This is a genomic window from Paenibacillus campi, assembly GCF_034659835.1.
Taxonomy (GTDB): domain Bacteria; phylum Bacillota; class Bacilli; order Paenibacillales; family Paenibacillaceae; genus Saccharibacillus; species Saccharibacillus campi.
Window position 1 is genome coordinate 17,972 of sequence record NZ_JAXSQZ010000015.1, and the last position, 21,390, is coordinate 39,361.

A 21,390-nucleotide genomic window follows, 5' to 3' on the forward strand; every position below is an offset into this window, starting at 1 on the left:
CTTCTTTTTGTTTGTTGTTTTGTTATACTGAGAACAATATGAACATGATCGCGGACAATGGAAAAACATAGTCGTTCCAGTGTCCCGATCCGGAAGGGAAGCGTATCATCAGGTGATTAAAGAGGTCATTGTTGTAGAAGGACGGGATGATACTGTAGCGATCAAGCGTGCAGTCGACGCGGATACGATTGAAACCGGTGGTTCAGCCATCGGCGCGCAGGTCATTCGTCGTGTGCGGCTTGCTCAGGAGCGCAGAGGGGTTATTATTTTGACCGATCCCGATCATGCTGGAGAGCGGATACGCAAAATCGTGTCGCAAAAGGTGCCAGGCTGCAAGCATGCTTTTATACCGGAAAGCGAAGCGACGCTTAAAGGCGATATCGGGGTAGAAAATGCGTCACCACAGGCGATACGCGCAGCGCTGGAGCGTTTGCATACCGAAATGCCGGAGGCACAGACGCTGATCGATTGGGACGATTTGATTATGACCGGGCTAGTCATGCACAAACAAGCGGCAGCACGCCGGATGAAAATGGGCAATCTGCTCGGCATCGGTTACGGTAATGGTAAACAATTTCATAAACGATTGCGTATATTTGGCATTACCCGCGAGGAATTCGCGGCAGCACTTTCACAACTTGAAGCGGAGGAACAGCAATCTAATGACTGATAGACACGATATCGCTACGCCTGGACGGACGAAGGAAATTATTAACAAACACGGATTTTCGTTTAAAAAGAGCCTGGGGCAAAACTTTTTGATCGACAGCAATATTTTGAATAAAATTGTCGATGCTGCGGATTTGAACGAGCAGCGTGGGGCGCTTGAGATCGGGCCTGGTATCGGCGCATTGACCGAGCGTCTGGCGCGTCAGGCACATCATGTGACCGCAGTGGAGATCGATCAGCGTCTGCTGCCGATTTTGCAAGATTCGCTAGGCGGGTATGACAATGTGCGCGTTCGTCATGGCGATGTGCTAAAGGTCGATTTGCAAGAGCTGTTCCGTGAGGATTTTGCCGATGTGGAAAAGGTGAGTGTCGTTGCGAATTTGCCGTATTATGTTACGACACCGATTTTGATGAAGTTGCTGGAGGAAAAGCTGCCGCTTGACAATATCGTCGTGATGATTCAGAAGGAAGTGGCGCAGCGGATGGCAGCGGCACCGGGCGGTAAAGACTATGGCAGTCTTAGCATCGCCGTGCAATATTACTGTGTACCGGAATTGGTCTGTATCGTGCCGAAGACGGTATTTATTCCGCAGCCTAATGTGGAATCGGCGGTCATCCGTTTGAAGCTGCGTGAGCAGCCGCCTGTGCTTGTACAGGACGAACAGCATTTCTTCGAGCTGATGCAAGCATGTTTTGTACAGCGCCGCAAAACGATTGCCAACAACTTGAAAACACGCTATTTTGGCGGCGGTGATCGCGAGCAACTGGAGCAGCTGCTAGCGGAAGCAGACATCGAGCCTTCGCGTCGTGGCGAGACGCTTAGCATTGAGGAATATGGACGTTTAAGCGATATATTTGTGGCGGCAGGCATTCGCTAAAGCTAGTTTATTAGCACTCCGTAAAAAAATCATTGACAAAATAAATTTTGTATAGCATAATTTAATATTTAATTGACATTTCTTTTCCTTTTTGTTACAATAGGGAGTAGGAAAAGAGGTGGTTGTGAGCATGGCTAACAATGCGCTTACCGAAATCAAACGCAATCTTGATGCTTATGTAGGGCACAAAATCACATTGCGCGCACACGGTGGTCGGAAGAAGACCATTGAACGTACCGGAATTTTGGAAGAAACCTACCCTTCTGTTTTTACAGTAAAGCTTGATGATGAACATCAAACTTTTGAACGAGTGTCTTACAGCTACGCAGACGTGTTAACCGATTCGGTTGAAATTACAGTTTGCGAAGATGATTCCCATACACGCATCGAATATGTAGGGAATTAAATAACTGTTTTATGATAAGGCAGTCTTTATCTCCTGCGGGGGTAGAGACTGTTTTGCTTTGTGAATAGACTTTACAATTCATTTTTTCTATAATTGGATTATTCGTGGCTATACATAGCTGCCTGCAATGAATTGGCTTCGCCAGGCGGAATAGGAACGGCGTTTGGCGTGTTGGTCGATGCAGTAACAATCAGAACGGACGGAATGTTGAAGGTGGAGGAACCTCATGAAGCTATATGAAAAAGCGCCCGCAAAAATAAATCTGATGCTGGATGTGCTGCACAAGCGCCCGGATGGTTACCACGAGGTGGAGATGATCATGACGATGGTCGATCTTGCTGATCGGTTAACGATTACCGAGCTGTCCAGCAATACGATCAACATATCGAGTCAGGCGGGATACATCCCTCTGGATGATAAAAATCTCGCCTACCAGGCGGCAAGTAAGATTAAGGAACGTTACGGCATCCGCCAGGGCGTGCATATTCATATCGACAAGCAGATTCCGGTAGCTGCCGGTCTGGCTGGCGGCAGCAGTGATGCAGCAGCAGCATTACGCGGGCTGAACCGTCTATGGCAGCTGGATATCCCTCATGAGGAAATGATGGAGCTAGGCGCTTCGATCGGGTCGGATGTGCCTTTTTGCATTACCGGAGGCACAGCGCTTGCGACTGGGCGTGGTGAGCTGTTAACACCGCTGCCTAGCCCGCCGGATTGCTGGGTCATTCTTGCTAAGCCGCCGATCAATGTCTCGACAGCAGGCATATACGGGCGGCTACGAGCGGATCGAATTGCCCATCATCCATCGTCAGTGGCGATGCGGCAGGCGATTGAACAGCAATCGTTTGAAAGCATCTGCAGCGAGCTGGGCAATGTGTTAGAGGATGTGACGCTTAGTCATCACCCGGAAGTACAGCAGCTCAAGCAGGCGATGCAGCAGCTTGGTGCGGACGGTGTGCTTATGTCAGGCAGCGGGCCGACCGTGTTCGGACTCGTCTCCAAAGAATCCAAAGTCGCTCGCATCTATAACGGGCTGCGCGGATTTTGCCATGAAGTGTATGCGGTGCGTATGTTAACTTGAGCAGATTAGGTCGCAATCTTGTTCCAAAAGCCTTCAATGATCGAGAATGATCGCAGGGGTATTTGGAAAAAGATTGCGATTTTCTTTTACAAACACGTACAAAAATGTTATATTCACTTTAATTATTCGGGTTTGGGAATTTTTAAGGATATAAATGTAAATTTTCATAGATGGTGAGGAGTTAAAGTGAAAAAATTAAAACGGAGTGCGCGTCTGGTTGAACTGACACAGTATTTGACTTCGAGACCACACACGCTTATTCCATTAACGACCTTTGCTGATCGCTACGGAGCGGCCAAATCATCGATCAGTGAAGATTTGACTATTATTAAAGAGGTATTCGAGGAGGAAGGCGTTGGCGAATTACAGACGCTTGCCGGTGCCGCCGGAGGCGTTAAATATATTCCACGCTTGTCTAGAGAAAAAGCTTTCTCGTTTATGAGTGAGCTGTGTGAGCAGTTGGAGCAGCCGGATCGTTTGCTGCCAGGTAATTATATTTATATGTCTGATTTGCTCGGTCAGCCGGCTATTTTGAATGAAGTCGGCAAAATTTTTGCGTCTGTGTTTGCGGATACGCCGATCGACGTCATTATGACGGTAGAGACAAAAGGGATTCCACTTGCCCATGCAACCGGTACGCAGCTTAATCTGCCGGTCGTACTCGTGCGTCGTGATCATCAGATGACTGAAGGTTCGGCGGTGAGCATCAATTATGTATCCGGTTCACATAAAAGTTTGCATACGATGACATTGTCCAGACGTGCGTTAAAAGAAAAGTCGCGTGTGCTCATTATCGATGATTTTATGAAGGCAGGCGGTACGATTCAAGGGATGGTCGATTTGCTCGGTGAATTTAACGCGACCGTTGCCGGTGTTGGTGTGTTGCTGGAATCTGGAACGGTCGATGTAGAAGATCGGTTATGGGCGGATTATGTATCGCTCGCCAAATTAACAGAAGTCGATGCGAAAAGTAAGAAAATTACGGTTCAACCGGGAAATTACTTTGAAAATGTCATTATTTAAACTTTTTAACCTATAATTAGTGTGCTCTAATTGAGAATTTGTATCAGTCAATTTTTTTGAAATCAGCAGGAAACGGCAATAAACAGCGATCTAACAAAAAAATACTCAATTTCTTTTCGTTAAAAAGAAGGTGTTTGGCTTTCAGGTGTGGAAATACACAACCAAGTCTTTATGCAAAAAGGTGGTGAACACACATGGAAATCACGGATGTAAGACTCCGCCGCGTAAATTCCGAAGGCCGGATGAAAGCCATCGCCTCTATCACAATCGATAGTGAATTCGTCGTTCACGATATTCGAGTGATCGATGGAAACAATGGGATGTTTGTTGCGATGCCGAGCAAGCGGACACCGGATGGCGAGTTTCGCGATATCGCGCATCCTATTTCTTCGAGCACACGGGAGAAAATTCAGTCGGCTGTATTAGCTGAGTACGAACGTGCCGGACTGGAAGAAGACGTTATCGAAGAAGGCGCATAAGCAAGTTCTTTATACTTATTGGGGTTTAAAAGAAAAGAGAGCCACGGGAGCGAGCGCTGTGGCTCTCTTTTCTTTTTGCCTGGAATAAGATATATTCAGTATGGAGTTTTTTTGCGGAAGATCAATTATAAAGTTAAACGAATCGTATGTTACGCTGGACGAGCGGTTCCAGTAGCATTCAGTATGTATACGATATACAGTCTTGTTATCATTACTATAGATTTTATCGATGGAGGGAATATTATTTTGAAAAGATTAGCGGTTATACTGGCGGCAGGCAAAGGAAAGCGCATGAAGTCGAAGCTGTACAAAGTTCTTCATCCGGTATGCGGCAAGCCGATGGTTGGTCATGTGCTGGATGCGATTCAGCGTATCGGCTGTGAGCGCAGCGTCGTCATCGTCGGTCATGGTGCAGAAGCGGTTAAAGGCTATCTGGGCGAGCGCGCGGAATATGCGCTGCAAAGCGAACAGCTGGGCACCGGTCATGCGGTAAGCCAGGCAGAGCCGATGATCGGCAGCGAAGATGGTATTACGATCGTAATCTGCGGGGATACGCCGCTAGTGACGCCGGAGACGCTAGAGCAATTGATCGCACATCATCAAAGCGAGGGCGCAGCGGTAAGTATTTTGACGGCTTCGCTGGAAGACCCGACCGGTTATGGCCGCATTATCCGTGGCGCAGACGGCGGCGTAACCAAAATCGTAGAGCAAAAGGATGGCACAGCGGAAGAACTTGCCGCCAAAGAGATCAACACCGGTACGTATTGCTTTGATAACAAGCTGCTGTTTGCGGCGCTGTCCAAAGTGGACAACAACAATGCACAGGGTGAATATTATTTGACCGATTGCATTCGTATTTTGCGTGCGGATGGCGAGCGTATCGCTGCCTATGAGACGCTTGATCTGGCGGAATCGATCGGCGTTAACGATCGGGTAGCGCTATCTGAGGCAGAAGGCTTTATGCGTGAGCGTCTGGCGAAAAAGCATATGCTGAACGGCGTAACGATTATCGACAAAGCATCCACTTATATCGGTGCGGATGTGGAGATCGGTTCGGATACCGTGCTGTATCCAGGCACAATTTTGAAAGGCAATACGGTAATCGGTGAAGATTGTATTATCGGGCCGAACACGGAGATCGACAATTCGGTCGTCGGCAACGGCACAACGATCCGCCAATCGCTCGCTGCTGAAGCCAAAGTGGGCAACTCCGTTAATGTGGGCCCATTTGCTTATTTGCGTCCTGGTACCGAGCTGGCTGATGAAGTAAAAGTCGGTGACTTTGTAGAGCTGAAAAATGCGAAGATCGGTCACGGTTCCAAAGTGCCGCATCTAAGCTATGTCGGTGATGCTGAAATCGGTGCAGGCGTCAATATCGGTTGCGGCGCGATTACGGCGAACTATGACGGCTACAACAAATTCAAAACGATCATCGAAGACGATGTGTTTATCGGCAGCAATTCCAACCTGATCGCACCGGTACGAATCGGTAAAGGCGCCTATGTCGTTGCTGGCTCGACGATTACTGGCGATGTGAACGAAAACGATCTGGCGATCGCACGCGCACGTCAGGAAAATAAAGCCGGTTATGCTGACAAAATCCGTGCCAAAGCGAAAGCATTGAAAGAACAAAACAAATAATTGCTGAATCGCGAACAAATTACCCTATTCGCTGACAAATTATTATATAATATGTAGTGTAAAATGCTTGTTGAACGATCATATCCAAGCTAATGCCAATCACAAATCAAGAGCGAATATAGAGACATAAGCCGAGCTGATGAGCATTCCAATGAACCACCACGGAGGGTTTTAACCATTATGACTTATTGTGATTCCAAACTAAAGATTTTCACTTGTAATTCCAACCCCAAGCTGGCGGGACAAATTGCCGATTATATCGGTATTCCGATGGGCGAATCGCACACAACTAGTTTTAGCGATGGCGAAATTCAGGTGAAGCTGTCCGAGAGTGTGCGCGGCTGTCATGTGTATGTGATTCAGTCCACCTGTGCTCCAGTCAATGATAATTTGATGGAGCTGCTCGTTATGGTCGATGCGCTGAAGCGCGCTTCAGCGAAAAGCATTAACGTTGTTATTCCGTACTACGGTTATGCGCGTCAAGACCGTAAAGCACGTTCCCGTGATCCGATTACGGCAAAGCTGGTGGCGAACCTGATCGAAAAAGCAGGCGCTCATCGCGTGATCGCTATGGATTTGCATGCCATGCAAATTCAGGGATTTTTCGATATTCCGGTGGATCATCTGCTCGGCGTACCGATTTTGGCACAATATTTCCGCTCCAAACAAATCGAGAATCCGGTCGTTGTATCACCTGACCACGGTGGTGTTGTTCGTGCGCGTAAACTGGCTGATCTGCTCAGCGCACCATTGGCAATTATCGACAAACGTCGTCCAGAACCGAATGTGAGCGAAGTGATGAACATTATCGGTAACATTGAAGGCAAAACGGCGATTTTGGTAGACGATATTATCGATACAGCCGGTACGATCGTACTCGGTGCGAACGCACTGATCGAAGGCGGCGTCAAAGAAGTGTACGCTTGTTGTACACATCCTGTACTGTCCGGCCCAGCGATGGATCGTCTCGAAAACTCGCCGCTCAAAGAAGTGATCGTAACGGATACGATTCCGATCACACATCCAAATCCGACCAGCAAGCTGAAAGTGCTATCGGTAGCGCCGCTGATGGGCGAAGCCATCATTCGTGTACACGAGGAGTTGTCCATCAGTAAGCTGTTCGAAATCGAATAATTACCCGGTTATGCAAGAAGGGTTACTTCCTCTTATGTGAGGCAAGTAACCCTTATCGGCGTATCTGTTAGAATGTCCGGCACGATCAATAGCCGGGTCTAGAGATAAAAGTGTGACGTTGACGATGATACAGCACACGATTCATCTCGATAAACTGGTGATCATACGCGGTAATTAGCCCGATATCTATCGGAATGCCGTGGCGGTAAACCTGGACAGGCACCTCTTGCCGGAAATGATCATAGAAATGGCGATTTTTCAGCAATTGCTGCCCGAAGGTATACATGCTGATGTCCTCCTTGTGCTGGAATGCAGACCGGGATGAGGCATCCATCGCGCGGGTGTACCTGTTGAACAATGTAAACCAATTTTAACAAAAAATAAACGTTCATGCACAGTTCATTGTATGCATAAGCGAGTGATCCCTTTTCAGATGGGCGCTGACGGTGTAAGGACAAAATGTGTATGAAGCGTTAGCTTGCAAGCAAGGTAAGATTGATATTTTACGGAAAAGAGGAACATACGACGATGAAATGGATTGTTGGGCTAGGAAATCCGGGTTCCGAGTATGCCAAAACGCGCCACAATGTCGGTTTTATGGCGCTGGATCGGCTGGCGGATCGCCACGGTATTTCGATTAGCCAAAGCAAAAGCAAATCGCTGATCGGTGAAGGCCATATCGGCGGAGTGAAAATAGTACTAATTAAGCCGATGACGTATATGAATTTGTCCGGTGAAGCGGTACGTGCGTATATGGACTATTACAAAGTTGCATTGGACGATTTGATCGTTGTATATGATGATATGGACACGGAGACCGGTAAAATTCGGCTGCGTTACAAAGGCAGTGCGGGCGGTCATAACGGCATCAAGTCGATCATTCAACATACCGGCACACAGGAATTTAACCGTATTCGTATGGGCATTTCCAGACCTGATCCAGGGCACGCGATCGTCGATTATGTGCTCACCCCATTCCCGAAAAAGGAAAAGGAATTGCTGGACGGCATGATCGAAACGACATGCGATGCAATCGAGTTTAGTTTAAAACATACGTTTGAACAGACGATGGCTAAGTTTAATGGGTAATGATATAATAAGAAGTGTCATAACAATTGTAAATTTTACACGATAACTCCATATATACCGCCTTCCACGCCATGTTTAAGCAGGTGGAGAAGGCGGTTGTTTGTAGGCAAACCGAAAATTCGACCGGTTTGTCGTTTTACCGTTGTGTCGTTTGCGCATATTACTGTCAATTTGCTACAGCTTCCGTGCAGTGGCGGAATACAGCATAGATTTGATTTTGACCTGAGGATAAGTGAGGTGCCGCTTTGTTACACAATTTGATTGAGACATTAGCTAAAGATCAGGACTTTGGCTCTGTAAAAGAAGGTATTTTGGCGGGGATGAAGGAGCAGCTTGTGTCCGGTCTGTCCGGCTCCGCTCGACATTTGCTCATTGCAAGCCTTTTTCATGAGACACAGCGACCGGTATTGGTCGTTACCCATAATATGTTTCATGCCCATAAGATTGCAGAAGATTTGCAGGAAGCGCTTACGCCTGAACAAGTATTGCTTTATCCTGCCAATGAGCTGGTGGCGGCGGAAAGTGCGATCTCTAGCCCGGAGACGCTCGCACAGCGTTTGGATGTATTGACGCAATGCGCGGCGGGCTTTCGTGGCGTTATTGTCGTACCGTTTTCGGGGGTACGGCGTTATTTGCCTGCACGCGATACGATTGCCGAAGCGAAGATCGTGTTGGAAGATGGTGGCACATTGGAGTTGGAGCCATTTCTCAAGCGTATGATTGAGCTTGGTTATGAGCGTGTGGAACGCGTCGAATCGCGCGGTGAGATGAGCGTGCGTGGCGGAATTATTGACTTTTATCCGATCATGACGCCGTTGGCGTATCGGGTGGAGCTATTTGATAATGAGATCGATTCGATCCGTACGTTTGATCCGGACGATCAGCGTTCTATCGACAAAGTGAAATCGATCACGATCATGCCGTGCCGCGAAATTATTGCGGACAGTGAGCGGATGCGTCAAGCCGCTGATCTGGTAGCGGCACGCCTTGAAATGCAGATCGACAAGATGAGTGATCGGCAGGCAAAAGCAAGATTGCGTGAGGAGATTGGGCGCGAGATGGAGCTGCTGCGTCAGCATGTGTATTTTCCGGAAATGTATAAGTATATTGCGCTGCTGTATCCGGAAAAGGCGACATTGTACGATTATTTGCCAGCAGATACCGTCATTATGATGGAGGAGCCGGCGCGTTTGTTAGAAACGGCGAAGCAGCTGGAGCGCGATGAGAGCGAATGGGATATGCATTTGCTGCAAAATGGCAAAAGCTTGCCGAATTTGGAACTGGCGGCACATACGGATGATGTCATGTATCGCAGCGGTCGCCAGACGATTTGGATGTCGGTATTTTTGCGTCAGGTGCCGCATGTGCAGCCAGGCAATATCGTCAATGTAGTCAGCCGCACGATGCAGGATTTCCACGGGCAGATGAATGTGCTTAAGTCGGAAATGGAACGTTGGAAAAAGTCCGGTACGACTGTAATTATGGTCGCCAGCGGCGAGGAGCGCATGGAGCGTGTACGCCGTGTGCTCGATGATTATGATATCGAAACACCGATGATGATGGATGGCAATTTGCAATCTGGCTTTGAGCTGCCGTCGATTCATCTCGCCGTCATTACCGAAGGCGAAATGTTCTCGAAAAAGCAGCGCAAAGTGCGCAAAGTGAGCAAAAATGTCGATAATGCCGAACGTATTCGCAGCTATACCGAACTAAAAGTTGGCGACTATGTTGTCCACCAGAATCACGGGATCGGTAAGTATATGGGCATCGGCACACTTGAAGTCGGTGGCATTCATAAAGACTATATGCACATTATGTATGCTGGTGGCGACAAACTGTCCGTGCCGATCGAACAGATCGATCTAATTCAAAAATATGTCGGTTCCGAGGAAAAGGAACCAAAAGTATACAAGCTCGGTGGCAATGAATGGATACGGGTCAAAAATAAAGTCCGTTCGTCCGTGCAAGATATTGCCGACGATCTGATCAAGCTGTATGCCGAGCGTCAAGCGGCGCCAGGTTATGCGTTTGATAAAGATACAAGTGAACAGCATGAATTTGAAAATACGTTCCCGTATGATGAAACACGCGACCAGTTGCGTGCAATCGACGAGATCAAAGGCGATATGGAGAAAAATCGCCCGATGGATCGGCTGCTGTGCGGTGATGTTGGCTACGGTAAAACCGAAGTCGCCATCCGCGCTGCATTTAAAGCGGCGATTGAAGGCAAGCAGGTTGCCGTGCTTGTGCCGACGACGATTTTGGCGCAGCAGCATTATGAGACGTTCCGCGAGCGTTTTGCCGATTATCCGTTTAATATCGGTGTGCTCAGTCGCTTCCGTACCCGCAAAGAGCAAAATGATACAATCAAAGGGCTGAAGCAAGGTACGATCGATGTGGTGATCGGTACGCATCGTCTGCTGTCACAAGATTTGATTTTTAAAGACCTCGGCTTGCTGATCGTCGATGAGGAACAGCGCTTTGGCGTATCGCACAAAGAGAAGCTAAAACGGCTGAAAACGAATGTGGACGTGCTAACGCTGACGGCAACTCCGATTCCACGCACACTGCATATGTCCATGCTCGGCGTGCGCGATTTGTCCGTGATCGAGACGCCGCCGGAAAATCGTTTCCCGGTGCAAACGTATGTGGTGGAGCATAGCCCGACGCTTGTGCGTGAAGCGGTGGAGCGCGAGCTAAATCGCGGCGGTCAGGTGTATTATTTGTACAATAAAGTGCAAGGCATTCATGAGATGGCAGCGCATATTTCGGAGTTGGTGCCAGAGGCGCGTGTTGCGGTTGGACACGGGCAAATGTCCGAGCAGGAGCTGGAAAAGACGATTCTTGATTTTCTCGATGGGGAATCGGATGTGCTCGTCAGCACGAGTATTATCGAGACCGGTGTCGATATTCCGAACGTCAATACGCTAATCGTGCACGATGCCGACAAAATGGGACTATCCCAGCTGTATCAGCTAAGAGGACGGGTGGGACGCTCGAACCGGATCGCATATGCCTATTTTACGTATCAGCGTGATAAAGTGCTGACCGAGGTAGCGGAGAAGCGTTTGCAATCGATTAAGGAATTTACCGAGCTTGGTTCCGGCTTCAAAATCGCTATGCGCGATCTGTCGATTCGCGGTGCCGGTAATTTGCTCGGTGCCGAGCAATCCGGTTTTATCGCTTCAGTCGGATTCGATCTATATTCACAGATGCTGGCGGAGGAAATTCAGAAGCGTAAAGTGACGATGCTGGGCGAGCAAGACCTGAAGGCAAATGATTGGAATACGACGATTGATCTGTCGATTGACGCGTATTTGCCATCGGATTATATTTATGATAGTATCCAAAAAATAGAAATTTACAAAAAGGTCGCTGCTGTTTCGTCCTTTGACGATATCGCGGAGCTGGAAGACGAGCTGCTGGATCGCTTTGGCGAATTGCCGGAAGCGGTCATTCAGTTAATGCAGGTGGCACGTCTGAAACTGTATGGTAAACGTTACGGAATCGAGCAAATTTCACGTCAAGGGGACGATGTGAAGCTGCGGTTCCATGAAGGGCAAGAGAAGGCGTTCGATATGCCGTCATTATCCGATGTTGGCAATCGCTTCGAAAGGCGTGTACAATTTAATCAGGGTTCCACGATGGTCATTCAAGTCAAAGGTAAAGGCTTGACCGACCGCGAGCTGCTTGAGCTGCTATGCAGTTTTCTTGAAGCCGTGATGGAATCATACAAATTAAAGGGGGAACTACAGAATGTGGCCAATTAAAAAAGCTGCTCGCAAAACAGCGGTTTTGACAGCAGGAGCTGTACTTAGCATCAGTCTGTTAGCAGCTTGCAACAACGGTAAGGCGACAGACACCGCAGAACAGTCAAAGGATAACAGCCCGGTTGTTGCGCAATACGATGGTGGCACCATCACTGAGAACGAGTTCAACAAAGAAGTCAGCATGATGAAATTTTTGACCCCACAATATGCACAAGCATTCGATCAGGATCAATATAGAGACCTTCTGTTACAACAGGAAGTCGCTTATAAATCGCTGGCGGCTCAAGCGAGCCAGACTGCCAAAGCGGCAGGTGCCAAGCAGGCGGATGAGCAGATCAAGCAGCTTGAATCAAGCGTTGATCCGGAGCAACTTCAGGAAATGCTGAAAGCTTCCAACCTGACCGAACAGGATGTAAAAGACTATATGACACGCGCGCTGACCGCTTCCGAAGTGATGAAGGAAAAAGTGACCGATGCAGACGTACAGAAATATTTTGACGCTCACAAAGACGATTACACAACAGCTAATGTACGTCATGTGCTGATCGGTCTGAAAAGCGCAGACGGCAAAACAACACGTACCGATGCACAAGCATTAAAATTGGCAAAAGAAATCAAAGCAAAGCTTGATGCTGGTGCTGACTTTGCTACGATCGCGAAAAAATACTCCGATGATCCAGGCTCCAAAGACAAAGGCGGTCTGTATGAGAACCAGCCTGTCAGCAACTGGGTAGAGCAGTTCAAAGAAGCGACATTGAAGCAAAAAATCGGTGTGATCGGTGATCCGGTCAAAACGGATTATGGCTACCACATTATTAAAGTGGAATCCCGTACGGCAAAATCGTTTGCTGATTTGACGACCGAACAGAAAGACACCATCAAGTCCCAGCTCGCTTCGCAAAACTTCAGCAACTATATGGCGAACGATATTCCAAAAATGATCAAGAGCAAAAACTTGCCAAAAGTTGAAGGTGCAGCAGATGGTGCTACAGGTGGAGCCGGTGCAGGCAGCGGCGCTACTGACGGCAGTACCGCACCGGAAGGTGCAGCAACCGAAGGCAGCTCTAGCAGCAAATAAGCGAATTTGTATCTGTTCTATATTGGATACTAGCGAACGACCGAAAATAGCGCGGATATCCGCGCTATTTTTGTGTAATTTAGCGCATCACTAACAACACGGCGACACGGCTATGCCGCCATAAGGAGGGCCGAATAAATGAAAGAAACAGCATCACCGTCATCGCGTCTGTTACGTGGCGCATTCATTCTCGTACTGGCAGCGGTACTGTCCAAACTGATCGGAACGGTTCAGAAAATACCGCTGCAAAATATTGGTGGTGACGGTGTATTCGGCATTTATAATGCGGTGTACCCGTTTTATACACTCGTGCTGCTAATCGCCACAGCGGGCTTTCCGGCGGCGGTATCGCGTTTTGTCGCTGAGGAGATGGCGGCTGGACGCGCGCATGGCGCACGGCGTGTGCTGCGTGTATCGTCATGGATGCTCATTGTGTTAGGCATCGTCTGCGGCGCGGTAATGTATGCAGCGGCACCGCTATTGGCAGCATGGATCGATAATATGCATACCGAGCCAGCGATTCGCAGCGCAGCGCTGGCATTGCCACTCGTGCCGATTATGGCGGGCTTACGCGGCTATTTCCAGGGGATGCATGATATGATGCCAACCGCAGTATCGCAGGTGGCAGAGCAGACGATACGTGTAGCGACGATGGTCGTGTTGCTGCTCTGGCTGCATCATCTCGGTGCGGCGGACGACTGGATTGCGGCGGGGGCGACATTTGGTGCGGCGGCTGGCGGTGCGGCTGGGCTGGTAGTGATGCTAATCTATTGGTGGCTGCATCAGCGCCGCAATCGCGAGCTTGCCGCTCTGTCAGCGCCGTTACAGGAGACACAGCAGCCTGTATGGCCGCTGCTCAAGGCGTTGCTGCTGTATGCGCTGCCGATTTGCCTCGGCTCGCTGTCTGCGCCGCTAATCAGTTTGGTCGATACGTTTACCGTTCCGCGTCTGCTTAAAGCCGATGGCTGGAGTGAAGCGGAGGCGATGGTGAATTTCGGCATTTATAATCGAGGCATTCCGTTAGTGCAGTTAATGGCGATGCTGGCAACTTCCATGTCGGTTCTATTCATTCCGACACTGGCGGATGCACGCATCCGCGGACGGCACGAACTGATCCGCAATCAGACGAAGCAGACAGTGAACTGGTTCTGGTTGCTTGGTCTTGCGTCATCAGCAGGGATCGCCATGCTGGCGGTGCCGATCGACGTTATGTTATATCAAGATTCGATCGGCAGTGAGACGATTCGCTGGCTCGCTTTTACCGGTGTAGGAGCAACGTTGTCGATCGTAACGGCAGCGCTGTTGCAAGGGCTTGGTTCGGTGCGTGCACCGGCGGTTCATTTGCTGTTGTCTACCGTCGTCAAAGCAGTGCTTAATATTATACTAGTGCCGCATTACGGCATTAACGGTGCCGCGATGGCAGGCATTGTCGCGTATAGCCTGGCAGCATTGCTGAATGTGTTGCTGCTGGTGCGTATGACTCGTTTTACGATCTCATGGCGTGAGATGATCTGGAAGCCGGTACTGGTGACCGTCGTTATGTGTGCCGGTGTACTGTCATGGCTTGTGCTGATGCAGATGCTGCTGAACGCAGTCGGTATGCATGAACGGTTGGAATCGCTCATTGTTGCCGGTGGCGGGGCGCTGATTGGCGGTATATTGTTCCTGATCGGACTGTTCCGCACCGGACTGATGACCGAGCAGCAGGCGGCGGCACTTCCCAAAATTGGCAGCCGTCTGGTACCCTTGTTGAAGCGGCTGAAAATTATAAACGGATAATGGATTGGAGGAACAATTGATGAGCGCTGGAATTACAATTGTCGGACTCGGTTCCGGCGATGTCGAGCAGTTGACGGTCGGCATTTTCAATAAGCTGCAAGCGGCGCAGCGACTGTATGTACGTACGAGCGATCATCCGGCATTGTCTGCTATTACGGCTGATTTTGTCACTTTTGACGATGTGTACGAATCCCGTGCTTCGTTCCCTGAAGTGTATGCGGAGATCGCAGAGCGCCTGCTGCAGGCGGCAAAGGAAGCAGAAGCGGGCGCAGAGATCGTTTACGCGGTGCCGGGACACCCGATGGTGGCGGAGCGGACGGTACAAATTTTGCGGGAAAATAGTGCGTCACACGGCATTACAGTACAGGTGCTGGGCGGGGAAAGCTTTCTTGATGCAGCGTTTACACGCCTCGGCTTTGATCCGATCGAAGGGTTTCAGCTGCTGGACGCTTCTGGGCTGAATGCGCGTTTGTTGCAACCGGGTTTGCATACGCTGATCGGACAAGTATATGATACGTTTACCGCTTCCGATGTGAAGCTGAGCTTGATGGAGCTATATCCGGATAACTATCAAGTGACCGTAGCACATGCGCTCGGTGTACATGGACAGGAGCGCATTTGTCAGGTGCCGCTGCATGAGCTGGATCATGTGCACGATTACGGTAATCTGTCGCTAATTTATGTGCCACGTACCGAGGACGAAGCGGTGCGTAATCGCACATTTGATCGCTTGCATGAAATTGTGGACATTTTGCGTAGTCCGGGCGGTTGCCCGTGGGATCGTGAGCAAACGCATGCATCGCTGCGCCAGAACTTTATTGAGGAAACGTATGAAGTGCTGGAGACGATCGACGAGGATGATCCGGATCATATGCAAGAAGAACTGGGCGATGTGCTGCTACAAATTATGCTGCATGCCCAAATCGAAGAAGAAACCGGTACATTTAACGTATACGATGTGATTGAGGGGCTGAATCGGAAGCTTATTTTCCGCCATCCGCATGTATTCGGTAATATTCATGCCGGTGACGCACAGGCGGCGCTGCAAAACTGGGATGCGATGAAAGCGGAGGAAAAGCGCCTTAAAGGTCAATCAGTAGACGAAGCGTCCGCATTAGACGGCATCCCACGCGATCTGCCAGCACTGCTGACCGCCTATAAGCTGCAAAAGAAAGCGGCAAAAGTCGGTTTTGACTGGGATGATGTGGAAGGCGCACTTGGCAAGCTGGACGAAGAACTTGCCGAGCTGAAGGAAGCGATTCGCGACGGACAGACTGCTGAGGAGCAATTGCTGGAACTGGGCGATCTGCTGTTCTGTACGGTCAATGTGGCGCGCTTTATGAGCGCTGATCCCGAACGGGCGCTGGCGCTCGTTAATCTTAAGTTCAAGCGTCGCTTTGGTTATATCGAGCAATCGCTGCGCAGTCGCGGTTTGACGCTCCTTGATGCTGATTTGCAGGAGATGGATCGGCTGTGGGACGAAGCGAAAGCGCAAAACAAGTAAATATTTTGCAGGAATTTGGGCTTGAGCCAAGAATGTACTATACTTAGAGAGCGGCTGTGTGTTAACATGCTGTTCATGGGACAGCACAGTGACCCAGTTGAATTTTTTTGAAAATTTGGGAGGCTTTTAATAATGAACAAAACAGATTTGATTAACAACATTTCGAACAATAGCGGTTTGACTAAAAGAGACGTAGAAGTTGTACTGAACGGTTTTCTGGATGAAATCTCCGGTGCACTGTCCAAAGGCGACAAAGTGCAACTGATCGGCTTCGGAACATTCGAAACTCGCAAGCGTGCTGCTCGTACTGGACGCAACCCGCAAACTGGCGCAGAAATCAACATCCCTGAATCCAACGTACCTGCTTTCAAAGCTGGTAACAAGCTGAAAGATGCAGTAAACTAATGCGTCTGGACAAATTCCTGAAAGTGTCCAGACTGATCAAACGCCGCACCGTGGCAAAAGATGTGTCTGAACAGGGACGAGTCCTGTTAAACGGGCGTGAAGCCAAACCGAGCGCTACGGTTAAGGTCGGCGACGAGATTACCGTTCAATTCGGTCAAAAGCTCGTAACCGTTCGAATTGAACGTGTAGCGGAAACTACACGCAAAGAAGAAGCAGCTACGATGTACACCCTAATCAAAGAAGAAGCGATTCCGCGGAACAACGATCTGTTCTGATCGATGCGGTCTGAACGCTTCGTATAGGATGTACGATATCCATAACGGATTTGCTCCATAACATATCAAAAAGCTGCTTTGGTGTCCAATTCGACATCAAAGTAGCTTTTTGTCATTTTCTTTACGGGCAAAGTGTTACTTTTTCTCGTTTTGTGGTAATGTAACAATATGCTGGGTAGTTATGTTAATCAATTCTATTCGCATTTTATTATGTGCAATTGTTGGTTACACAGATTCCCCAAATGATGCATGATCATATAACATGTACATTCGTTTATACTGTTCAAGGAGGAACACAAATGATACCTAAACCGATATCCGTACATAACAGTCGCCCGCAACCACAGCGAAGGCAGTCATCATCACCTTCTCCGTCCCCTAATCCCGGTGCGCGTAAGCGTCTGCGGATTTGGATGGCGTTCATGGTGATTTTCCTGGGCTGGGCTACGTATTCATTTATACAACAATCGCTGCAATTATCCGCCAAGCACCAGGAGTTTGCCGTGCAACAGCAACAGCAAGCACAAACGCAGGCGGCGCTCGATCAATCACAGCTTGAGCTAAAACGTTTGGAAGACCCGGAATATATCGGTCAGATTGCGCGTAAGCAATATGGAATGTATTTGCCGGGCGAGAAACCGATCTGGGCGACCGAACCGTCAGCAAATAAGTAAATATTAGCACGAAATGATCCATAAGACGGGGGTTTATCGGTTGACCTTACTAGGGGCTTCCGGTATAATTTAATCACCGCAGGTATCAATCCAAGTAGGATTTTACTGTACATTTTAAGGGAGGATCATTTTACTCTATGGCAATTGAAGTGGGCACCAAGTTAGAAGGCAAAGTGACAGGCATTACGCACTTTGGAGCATTTGTAGATCTGTCTGGAGGTGTCACTGGTCTTGTTCACATCTCGGAAATTGCCGACAATTACGTCAAGGATGTTAACGACCACCTCAAGCTGGGCGATGTCGTTACAGTCAAAGTAATTAATGTCGACAAGGATGGAAAGATTGGACTTTCAATTAAACAAGCAGTAGACAAACCGGCAGAAGCAGCACCATCTTCGAGACCACCATCTTCCAGACCACCTCGTCCGGAATCACGTGGCGGTGGCAGAGATGGAGGAGATCGACCTGGCGGCGGTGGCGGTAGTTTCAATCGCGATCGTGGTGGACGTTCTTTTAACAAGCCTTCTTCTCCTAAAGCTTCATTCGATGATAAATTGACTCGTTTCCTTAAGGATAGCGAAGAACGCATTTCATCATTGAAAAAAAATACGGAATCCAAGCGTGGAGGCCGTGGTGCCAAGCGAAGCTAATCCTCACCTGGCATACAGTATATAAATAACGACCGTAGACGCAGTAGCGTCTGCGGTTTTTTGCATCTGTGGCACATCAACAAGCTTCGCCTCGCTGAAGCATATCAACATGCGACTGTCAGTTTGCCGGAATGCTTTTGATTCGTGGTGTAATGTAGGTTCGCTTGAACGGACAGAGGGGTTGGCATACGCGCTAAGGCAAAATCGATGCTAATCATAACTAATGTAATCGAATATGGTACACTGGGGAAAGTAAACCTGGAAGGAAGGAGAGACTCGGTTGTCGACGATGGAACATTCCGAATTGCCGGCAGGCACAACGGTAACGGGCAGATCAAGAGGGCAGCAGTATGTGATTGCACGTACGCTAGGCAAAGGCACCAACGGGATCGTTTATCTGGTGAGCACGGCGCAAGGGCAACAATATGCACTCAAGATGGCGACCGTCAACCATAATCTGCAGCCGGAGATCAAGCTCCTTTTTTCTTTACATAAACATTGGAAAATAACCGGTCGGAACGATGCCAACCGTTATTTGTACGATGTGGATGATTATGAACAGGACGGGCAGTTTATTCCCTTTTATGTGATGAAGTATGTGAAAGGTCAGCCATTAAGCGCCTTTTTGCGTGCACGCGGCGCCGATCGAATCGGTATGGCAGGCAATGGCATATTGGAATTGCTCGCCGAGTTGCACGAATCGGGCTGGGTGTTTGGCGATTTGAAGGCAGAGCATGTGATCGTTAGCGATGATGGGCAGGTCGATCTGATCGATTATGGCGGCGCTCGTCTGCAAGGGCAGAGCATTCATCAGTTTACCGAATGGTATGATCGTAAATATTGGAATGCTGGCGATCGGGTCGGGGATTATGCGTACGATCTGTTTGCTTTTGCGGTCATCTGTCTTAAGCTGTTCAATGAACCCGGGTTGCAGCGCATTATCGCTACCCGATTGCCACAGGTGCGCGGCGAAGCCGATCTAGTGCAATTAATCGACAGCACGCCTGGATTAAGATTGTACAGCGAATGGTTGAAAAAGGCGGTGCGCGGTGAATTCCGCAGCACGCGTGAAGCGTATTATAGCTGGCGAAGCATCAGTCGCTTCGGCTTGCCAGCAAGCCGCCACGGGCATGATATGCTGACCGTACGACTGCGCCGTGCCTTTTTGTGGTCGCTATTCGGGCTTGGGATCGTATTGCTCGCTATTTATTGGCGCGGTTAAAGTAGCGGTGCGCATGTATTGGCAAGTTAGTGTTAGAGCCGCAATGACGATGCTTTAGGTGCAAATAAAGCGCATATGATGCGGCAACTTATGCGCCGTTTGCATACAGGCTGTGCACACATACGAGGCAACACACAGTAATAGAAGGAGAGAGTAGCAGATGGGATCACAGACATGGCACGATTTGCTGGAGCATGTGCGGCATATACGCCGGGAGTTTGGCTTTGCAGCCGCTGGCAGTACGATCGTCGTCGCGGTATCTGGTGGGCCGGATTCGATCGCGCTGCTGCATGTGCTGCATGCGCTATCAGCCGAATATGACTGGACACTTGTCTGTGCGCATATGAATCATGGATTTCGTCCGCAGGAATCGGCAGAGGAGGCGGAATTTGTACGGGCGACCGCTGCCGAGCTTGGCATCACATTTGAGCTGGAGGCGGTGGATACGCCGCTTCATATGGAGCGCACTGGCAAGGGAGCGCAAGAGGCGGCGCGCGAGTTGCGTTATCGTTTTTTGCAGCGGACGGCAGCGCATTATCGGGCACACACGCTTGCGCTCGCCCATCATATGGACGATCAGGCAGAGACGGTATTGATGCGTATTTTACGTGGCACAGGGCTGGACGGACTGGGCGGAATGAAAATCTGTCGCTCCGAAAAAAATCTGGAACTTATTCGTCCATTTTTGCGTATATACAAGGCAGACCTTGTATATGTGTGCGAGGAGCGCGGTTTGGCGTATCGACTGGACAGCAGCAATATGCAGCGCAAGTACACGCGCAACCGCATCCGCTTGGATGCTTTGCCTTTTCTGGAGCAGTTTAACGGACAGCTTGTGCCTACACTTGCCCGACTGGCTGAGCTTGCGAGTACGGAAAATGATTATGTTCAGCAACAGACCGAGGCGCTCTACGGCAAACTGGTTAAAGAGAAAGCAGGATCATTTTCATTTTCCGCAGCTTCCTTTTGTGCAGTGCATGTCGCTTTACAACGGAGGTTGATTAAACTAATATTAAATTATCTGTCATCGGCTAACGAAACCTTTGATTTTAACAAAATTGAAATCATTCGTTATCAGATTGAACGAAGTGAGCTGGCAAGCTGGAATTTGGACGTTGGAAGCGGGATCATCTGTGTTAGAGAGTACGATGAGATTCGTTTTCTGGAAGCTTCCGAGCCAAAAGCGGAGCCTTTCTGCATTCCTGTACAGTATGCTAATGCTGTCATATCCATACGTGACACTTCCATACAGGTGGAAGTGCAAACAATGGAATGGAAGGATCGTTCCTCCGATGCGCTATGCTTTACTGCGGACGAAGCGTTTTTCGATGCGGATGTATTGGATTTTCCGCTTTATTTGCGTTCGCGCCGTCCGGGTGATGCCATATCACTGCTTGGAGGCGGAACGAAAAAAGTAAAAAATCTTTTTATCGATGCCAAAATTCCATTGTCTCAGCGCGATCATATACCGTTGCTGGCGGATGCCAGTGGGCGCATATTGTGGATTCCGGGTTTGCGGCGTGCACGGGAGGCGCTCGTAACAGCCGAGAGCGATCGCTGTCTTTATATGAAAATTGTAAAGTCTGAAGATTAATGTTTGATTTTCATCGATTTAGCTTGATAAGTATAATGT

The 21,390-nt window shown here is 49.0% G+C and carries 20 protein-coding genes; 19 read left to right on the forward strand and 1 reads right to left on the reverse strand.

Annotated elements, in window-relative coordinates; translation table 11 throughout:
- The first annotated feature begins 112 nt into the window (after positions 1 to 112).
- From rnmV to U1I11_RS21085, 8 genes are all read left to right on the forward strand, one after another.
- On the forward strand, positions 113 to 670 hold the full coding sequence (rnmV, locus tag U1I11_RS21050) for a ribonuclease M5 (protein WP_322908051.1): 558 nt from the start codon (positions 113 to 115) through the stop codon (positions 668 to 670).
- Complete coding sequence (rsmA, locus tag U1I11_RS21055; RefSeq protein WP_322908052.1) at positions 663 to 1,547, forward strand: 16S rRNA (adenine(1518)-N(6)/adenine(1519)-N(6))-dimethyltransferase RsmA; 885 nt, start codon at positions 663 to 665, stop codon at positions 1,545 to 1,547. Before rnmV ends, rsmA begins: the two co-directional genes overlap by 8 nt.
- A 130-nt stretch (positions 1,548 to 1,677) precedes the next feature.
- Positions 1,678 to 1,953: a biofilm formation stimulator Veg gene (gene veg, locus U1I11_RS21060; protein ID WP_322908053.1), complete on the forward strand. Its 276-nt coding sequence runs from the start codon at positions 1,678 to 1,680 to the stop codon at positions 1,951 to 1,953.
- Between the two features lie 226 nt (positions 1,954 to 2,179).
- On the forward strand, positions 2,180 to 3,034 hold the full coding sequence (gene ispE / locus U1I11_RS21065) for a 4-(cytidine 5'-diphospho)-2-C-methyl-D-erythritol kinase (protein ID WP_322908054.1): 855 nt from the start codon (positions 2,180 to 2,182) through the stop codon (positions 3,032 to 3,034).
- A 186-nt stretch (positions 3,035 to 3,220) separates the two neighbouring features.
- Positions 3,221 to 4,057, forward strand: a complete 837-nt coding sequence (gene purR / locus U1I11_RS21070) for a pur operon repressor (RefSeq protein ID WP_322908055.1) — start codon at positions 3,221 to 3,223, stop codon at positions 4,055 to 4,057.
- A 194-nt stretch (positions 4,058 to 4,251) separates the two neighbouring features.
- Positions 4,252 to 4,536 (forward strand): septation regulator SpoVG, encoded by a 285-nt coding sequence (gene spoVG, locus U1I11_RS21075; RefSeq protein ID WP_322908056.1) that lies wholly within the window; start codon positions 4,252 to 4,254, stop codon positions 4,534 to 4,536.
- Between the two features lie 246 nt (positions 4,537 to 4,782).
- A complete protein-coding gene (gene glmU, locus U1I11_RS21080) occupies positions 4,783 to 6,177 on the forward strand; it encodes a bifunctional UDP-N-acetylglucosamine diphosphorylase/glucosamine-1-phosphate N-acetyltransferase GlmU (protein WP_322908057.1) in 1,395 nt (464 codons plus the stop codon).
- A 180-nt stretch (positions 6,178 to 6,357) separates the two neighbouring features.
- Positions 6,358 to 7,311 (forward strand): ribose-phosphate diphosphokinase, encoded by a 954-nt coding sequence (locus U1I11_RS21085; protein WP_188778134.1) that lies wholly within the window; start codon positions 6,358 to 6,360, stop codon positions 7,309 to 7,311.
- An 85-nt stretch (positions 7,312 to 7,396) separates the two neighbouring features.
- On the opposite strand, the gene U1I11_RS21090 is transcribed toward U1I11_RS21085, so the two are convergent.
- Complete coding sequence (locus tag U1I11_RS21090) at positions 7,397 to 7,597, reverse strand: hypothetical protein (protein ID WP_322908058.1); 201 nt, start codon at positions 7,595 to 7,597, stop codon at positions 7,397 to 7,399.
- A 242-nt stretch (positions 7,598 to 7,839) separates the two neighbouring features.
- On the opposite strand from U1I11_RS21090, the gene pth reads away from it, so the two are divergent.
- The 11 genes from pth (at position 7,840) to tilS (ending at position 21,351) form a co-directional block, all read left to right on the forward strand.
- On the forward strand, positions 7,840 to 8,400 hold the full coding sequence (pth, locus tag U1I11_RS21095; protein WP_322908059.1) for an aminoacyl-tRNA hydrolase: 561 nt from the start codon (positions 7,840 to 7,842) through the stop codon (positions 8,398 to 8,400).
- Between the two features lie 245 nt (positions 8,401 to 8,645).
- Positions 8,646 to 12,170: a transcription-repair coupling factor gene (gene mfd, locus U1I11_RS21100; RefSeq protein WP_322908060.1), complete on the forward strand. Its 3,525-nt coding sequence runs from the start codon at positions 8,646 to 8,648 to the stop codon at positions 12,168 to 12,170.
- Complete coding sequence (locus U1I11_RS21105) at positions 12,157 to 13,248, forward strand: peptidylprolyl isomerase (RefSeq protein ID WP_322908061.1); 1,092 nt, start codon at positions 12,157 to 12,159, stop codon at positions 13,246 to 13,248. The genes mfd and U1I11_RS21105 overlap by 14 nt, the downstream gene beginning before the upstream one ends.
- Before the next feature lie 138 nt (positions 13,249 to 13,386).
- The gene (locus U1I11_RS21110; protein WP_322908062.1) at positions 13,387 to 15,027 is read left to right on the forward strand and encodes a putative polysaccharide biosynthesis protein; all 1,641 of its coding nucleotides are present in this window, start codon (positions 13,387 to 13,389) and stop codon (positions 15,025 to 15,027) included.
- Positions 15,028 to 15,046: 19 nt separating this feature from the next.
- Positions 15,047 to 16,531 (forward strand): bifunctional methyltransferase/pyrophosphohydrolase YabN, encoded by a 1,485-nt coding sequence (yabN, locus tag U1I11_RS21115; protein WP_322908063.1) that lies wholly within the window; start codon positions 15,047 to 15,049, stop codon positions 16,529 to 16,531.
- A gap of 132 nt (positions 16,532 to 16,663) precedes the next feature.
- Positions 16,664 to 16,936 carry an HU family DNA-binding protein gene (locus U1I11_RS21120; RefSeq protein WP_322908064.1) on the forward strand — a complete coding sequence of 91 codons (273 nt, stop codon included), beginning with the start codon at positions 16,664 to 16,666 and terminating at the stop codon, positions 16,934 to 16,936.
- The gene (locus tag U1I11_RS21125; RefSeq protein WP_322908065.1) at positions 16,936 to 17,211 is read left to right on the forward strand and encodes an RNA-binding S4 domain-containing protein; all 276 of its coding nucleotides are present in this window, start codon (positions 16,936 to 16,938) and stop codon (positions 17,209 to 17,211) included. Before U1I11_RS21120 ends, U1I11_RS21125 begins: the two co-directional genes overlap by 1 nt.
- A gap of 299 nt (positions 17,212 to 17,510) precedes the next feature.
- The gene (locus U1I11_RS21130; RefSeq protein ID WP_322908066.1) at positions 17,511 to 17,885 is read left to right on the forward strand and encodes a septum formation initiator family protein; all 375 of its coding nucleotides are present in this window, start codon (positions 17,511 to 17,513) and stop codon (positions 17,883 to 17,885) included.
- Positions 17,886 to 18,022: 137 nt separating this feature from the next.
- Positions 18,023 to 18,535, forward strand: a complete 513-nt coding sequence (locus U1I11_RS21135; RefSeq protein WP_322908067.1) for a S1 domain-containing RNA-binding protein — start codon at positions 18,023 to 18,025, stop codon at positions 18,533 to 18,535.
- 289 nt (positions 18,536 to 18,824) lie between these two features.
- Complete coding sequence (locus tag U1I11_RS21140; RefSeq protein WP_322908084.1) at positions 18,825 to 19,757, forward strand: protein kinase domain-containing protein; 933 nt, start codon at positions 18,825 to 18,827, stop codon at positions 19,755 to 19,757.
- A 160-nt stretch (positions 19,758 to 19,917) separates the two neighbouring features.
- A complete protein-coding gene (gene tilS / locus U1I11_RS21145) occupies positions 19,918 to 21,351 on the forward strand; it encodes a tRNA lysidine(34) synthetase TilS (RefSeq protein WP_322908068.1) in 1,434 nt (477 codons plus the stop codon).
- Positions 21,352 to 21,390: the final 39 nt, after the last annotated feature.

Bases quoted from the DNA above. Each gene is read 5' to 3' on its own strand.
- U1I11_RS21085 (WP_188778134.1), top strand. From the start codon at position 6,358: ATGACTTATTGTGATTCCAAACTAAAGATTTTCACTTGTAATTCCAAC.
- ispE (WP_322908054.1), top strand. From the start codon at position 2,180: ATGAAGCTATATGAAAAAGCGCCCGCAAAAATAAATCTGATGCTGGAT.
- veg (WP_322908053.1), top strand. From the start codon at position 1,678: ATGGCTAACAATGCGCTTACCGAAATCAAACGCAATCTTGATGCTTAT.
- U1I11_RS21125 (WP_322908065.1), top strand. From the start codon at position 16,936: ATGCGTCTGGACAAATTCCTGAAAGTGTCCAGACTGATCAAACGCCGC.
- U1I11_RS21120 (WP_322908064.1), top strand. From the start codon at position 16,664: ATGAACAAAACAGATTTGATTAACAACATTTCGAACAATAGCGGTTTG.
- U1I11_RS21135 (WP_322908067.1), top strand. From the start codon at position 18,023: ATGGCAATTGAAGTGGGCACCAAGTTAGAAGGCAAAGTGACAGGCATT.
- rsmA (WP_322908052.1), top strand. From the start codon at position 663: ATGACTGATAGACACGATATCGCTACGCCTGGACGGACGAAGGAAATT.
- U1I11_RS21140 (WP_322908084.1), top strand. From the start codon at position 18,825: ATGGAACATTCCGAATTGCCGGCAGGCACAACGGTAACGGGCAGATCA.
- pth (WP_322908059.1), top strand. From the start codon at position 7,840: ATGAAATGGATTGTTGGGCTAGGAAATCCGGGTTCCGAGTATGCCAAA.
- yabN (WP_322908063.1), top strand. From the start codon at position 15,047: ATGAGCGCTGGAATTACAATTGTCGGACTCGGTTCCGGCGATGTCGAG.
- U1I11_RS21130 (WP_322908066.1), top strand. From the start codon at position 17,511: ATGATACCTAAACCGATATCCGTACATAACAGTCGCCCGCAACCACAG.
- spoVG (WP_322908056.1), top strand. From the start codon at position 4,252: ATGGAAATCACGGATGTAAGACTCCGCCGCGTAAATTCCGAAGGCCGG.
- tilS (WP_322908068.1), top strand. From the start codon at position 19,918: ATGGGATCACAGACATGGCACGATTTGCTGGAGCATGTGCGGCATATA.
- U1I11_RS21105 (WP_322908061.1), top strand. From the start codon at position 12,157: ATGTGGCCAATTAAAAAAGCTGCTCGCAAAACAGCGGTTTTGACAGCA.
- U1I11_RS21110 (WP_322908062.1), top strand. From the start codon at position 13,387: ATGAAAGAAACAGCATCACCGTCATCGCGTCTGTTACGTGGCGCATTC.
- U1I11_RS21090 (WP_322908058.1), bottom strand. From the start codon at position 7,597: ATGTATACCTTCGGGCAGCAATTGCTGAAAAATCGCCATTTCTATGAT.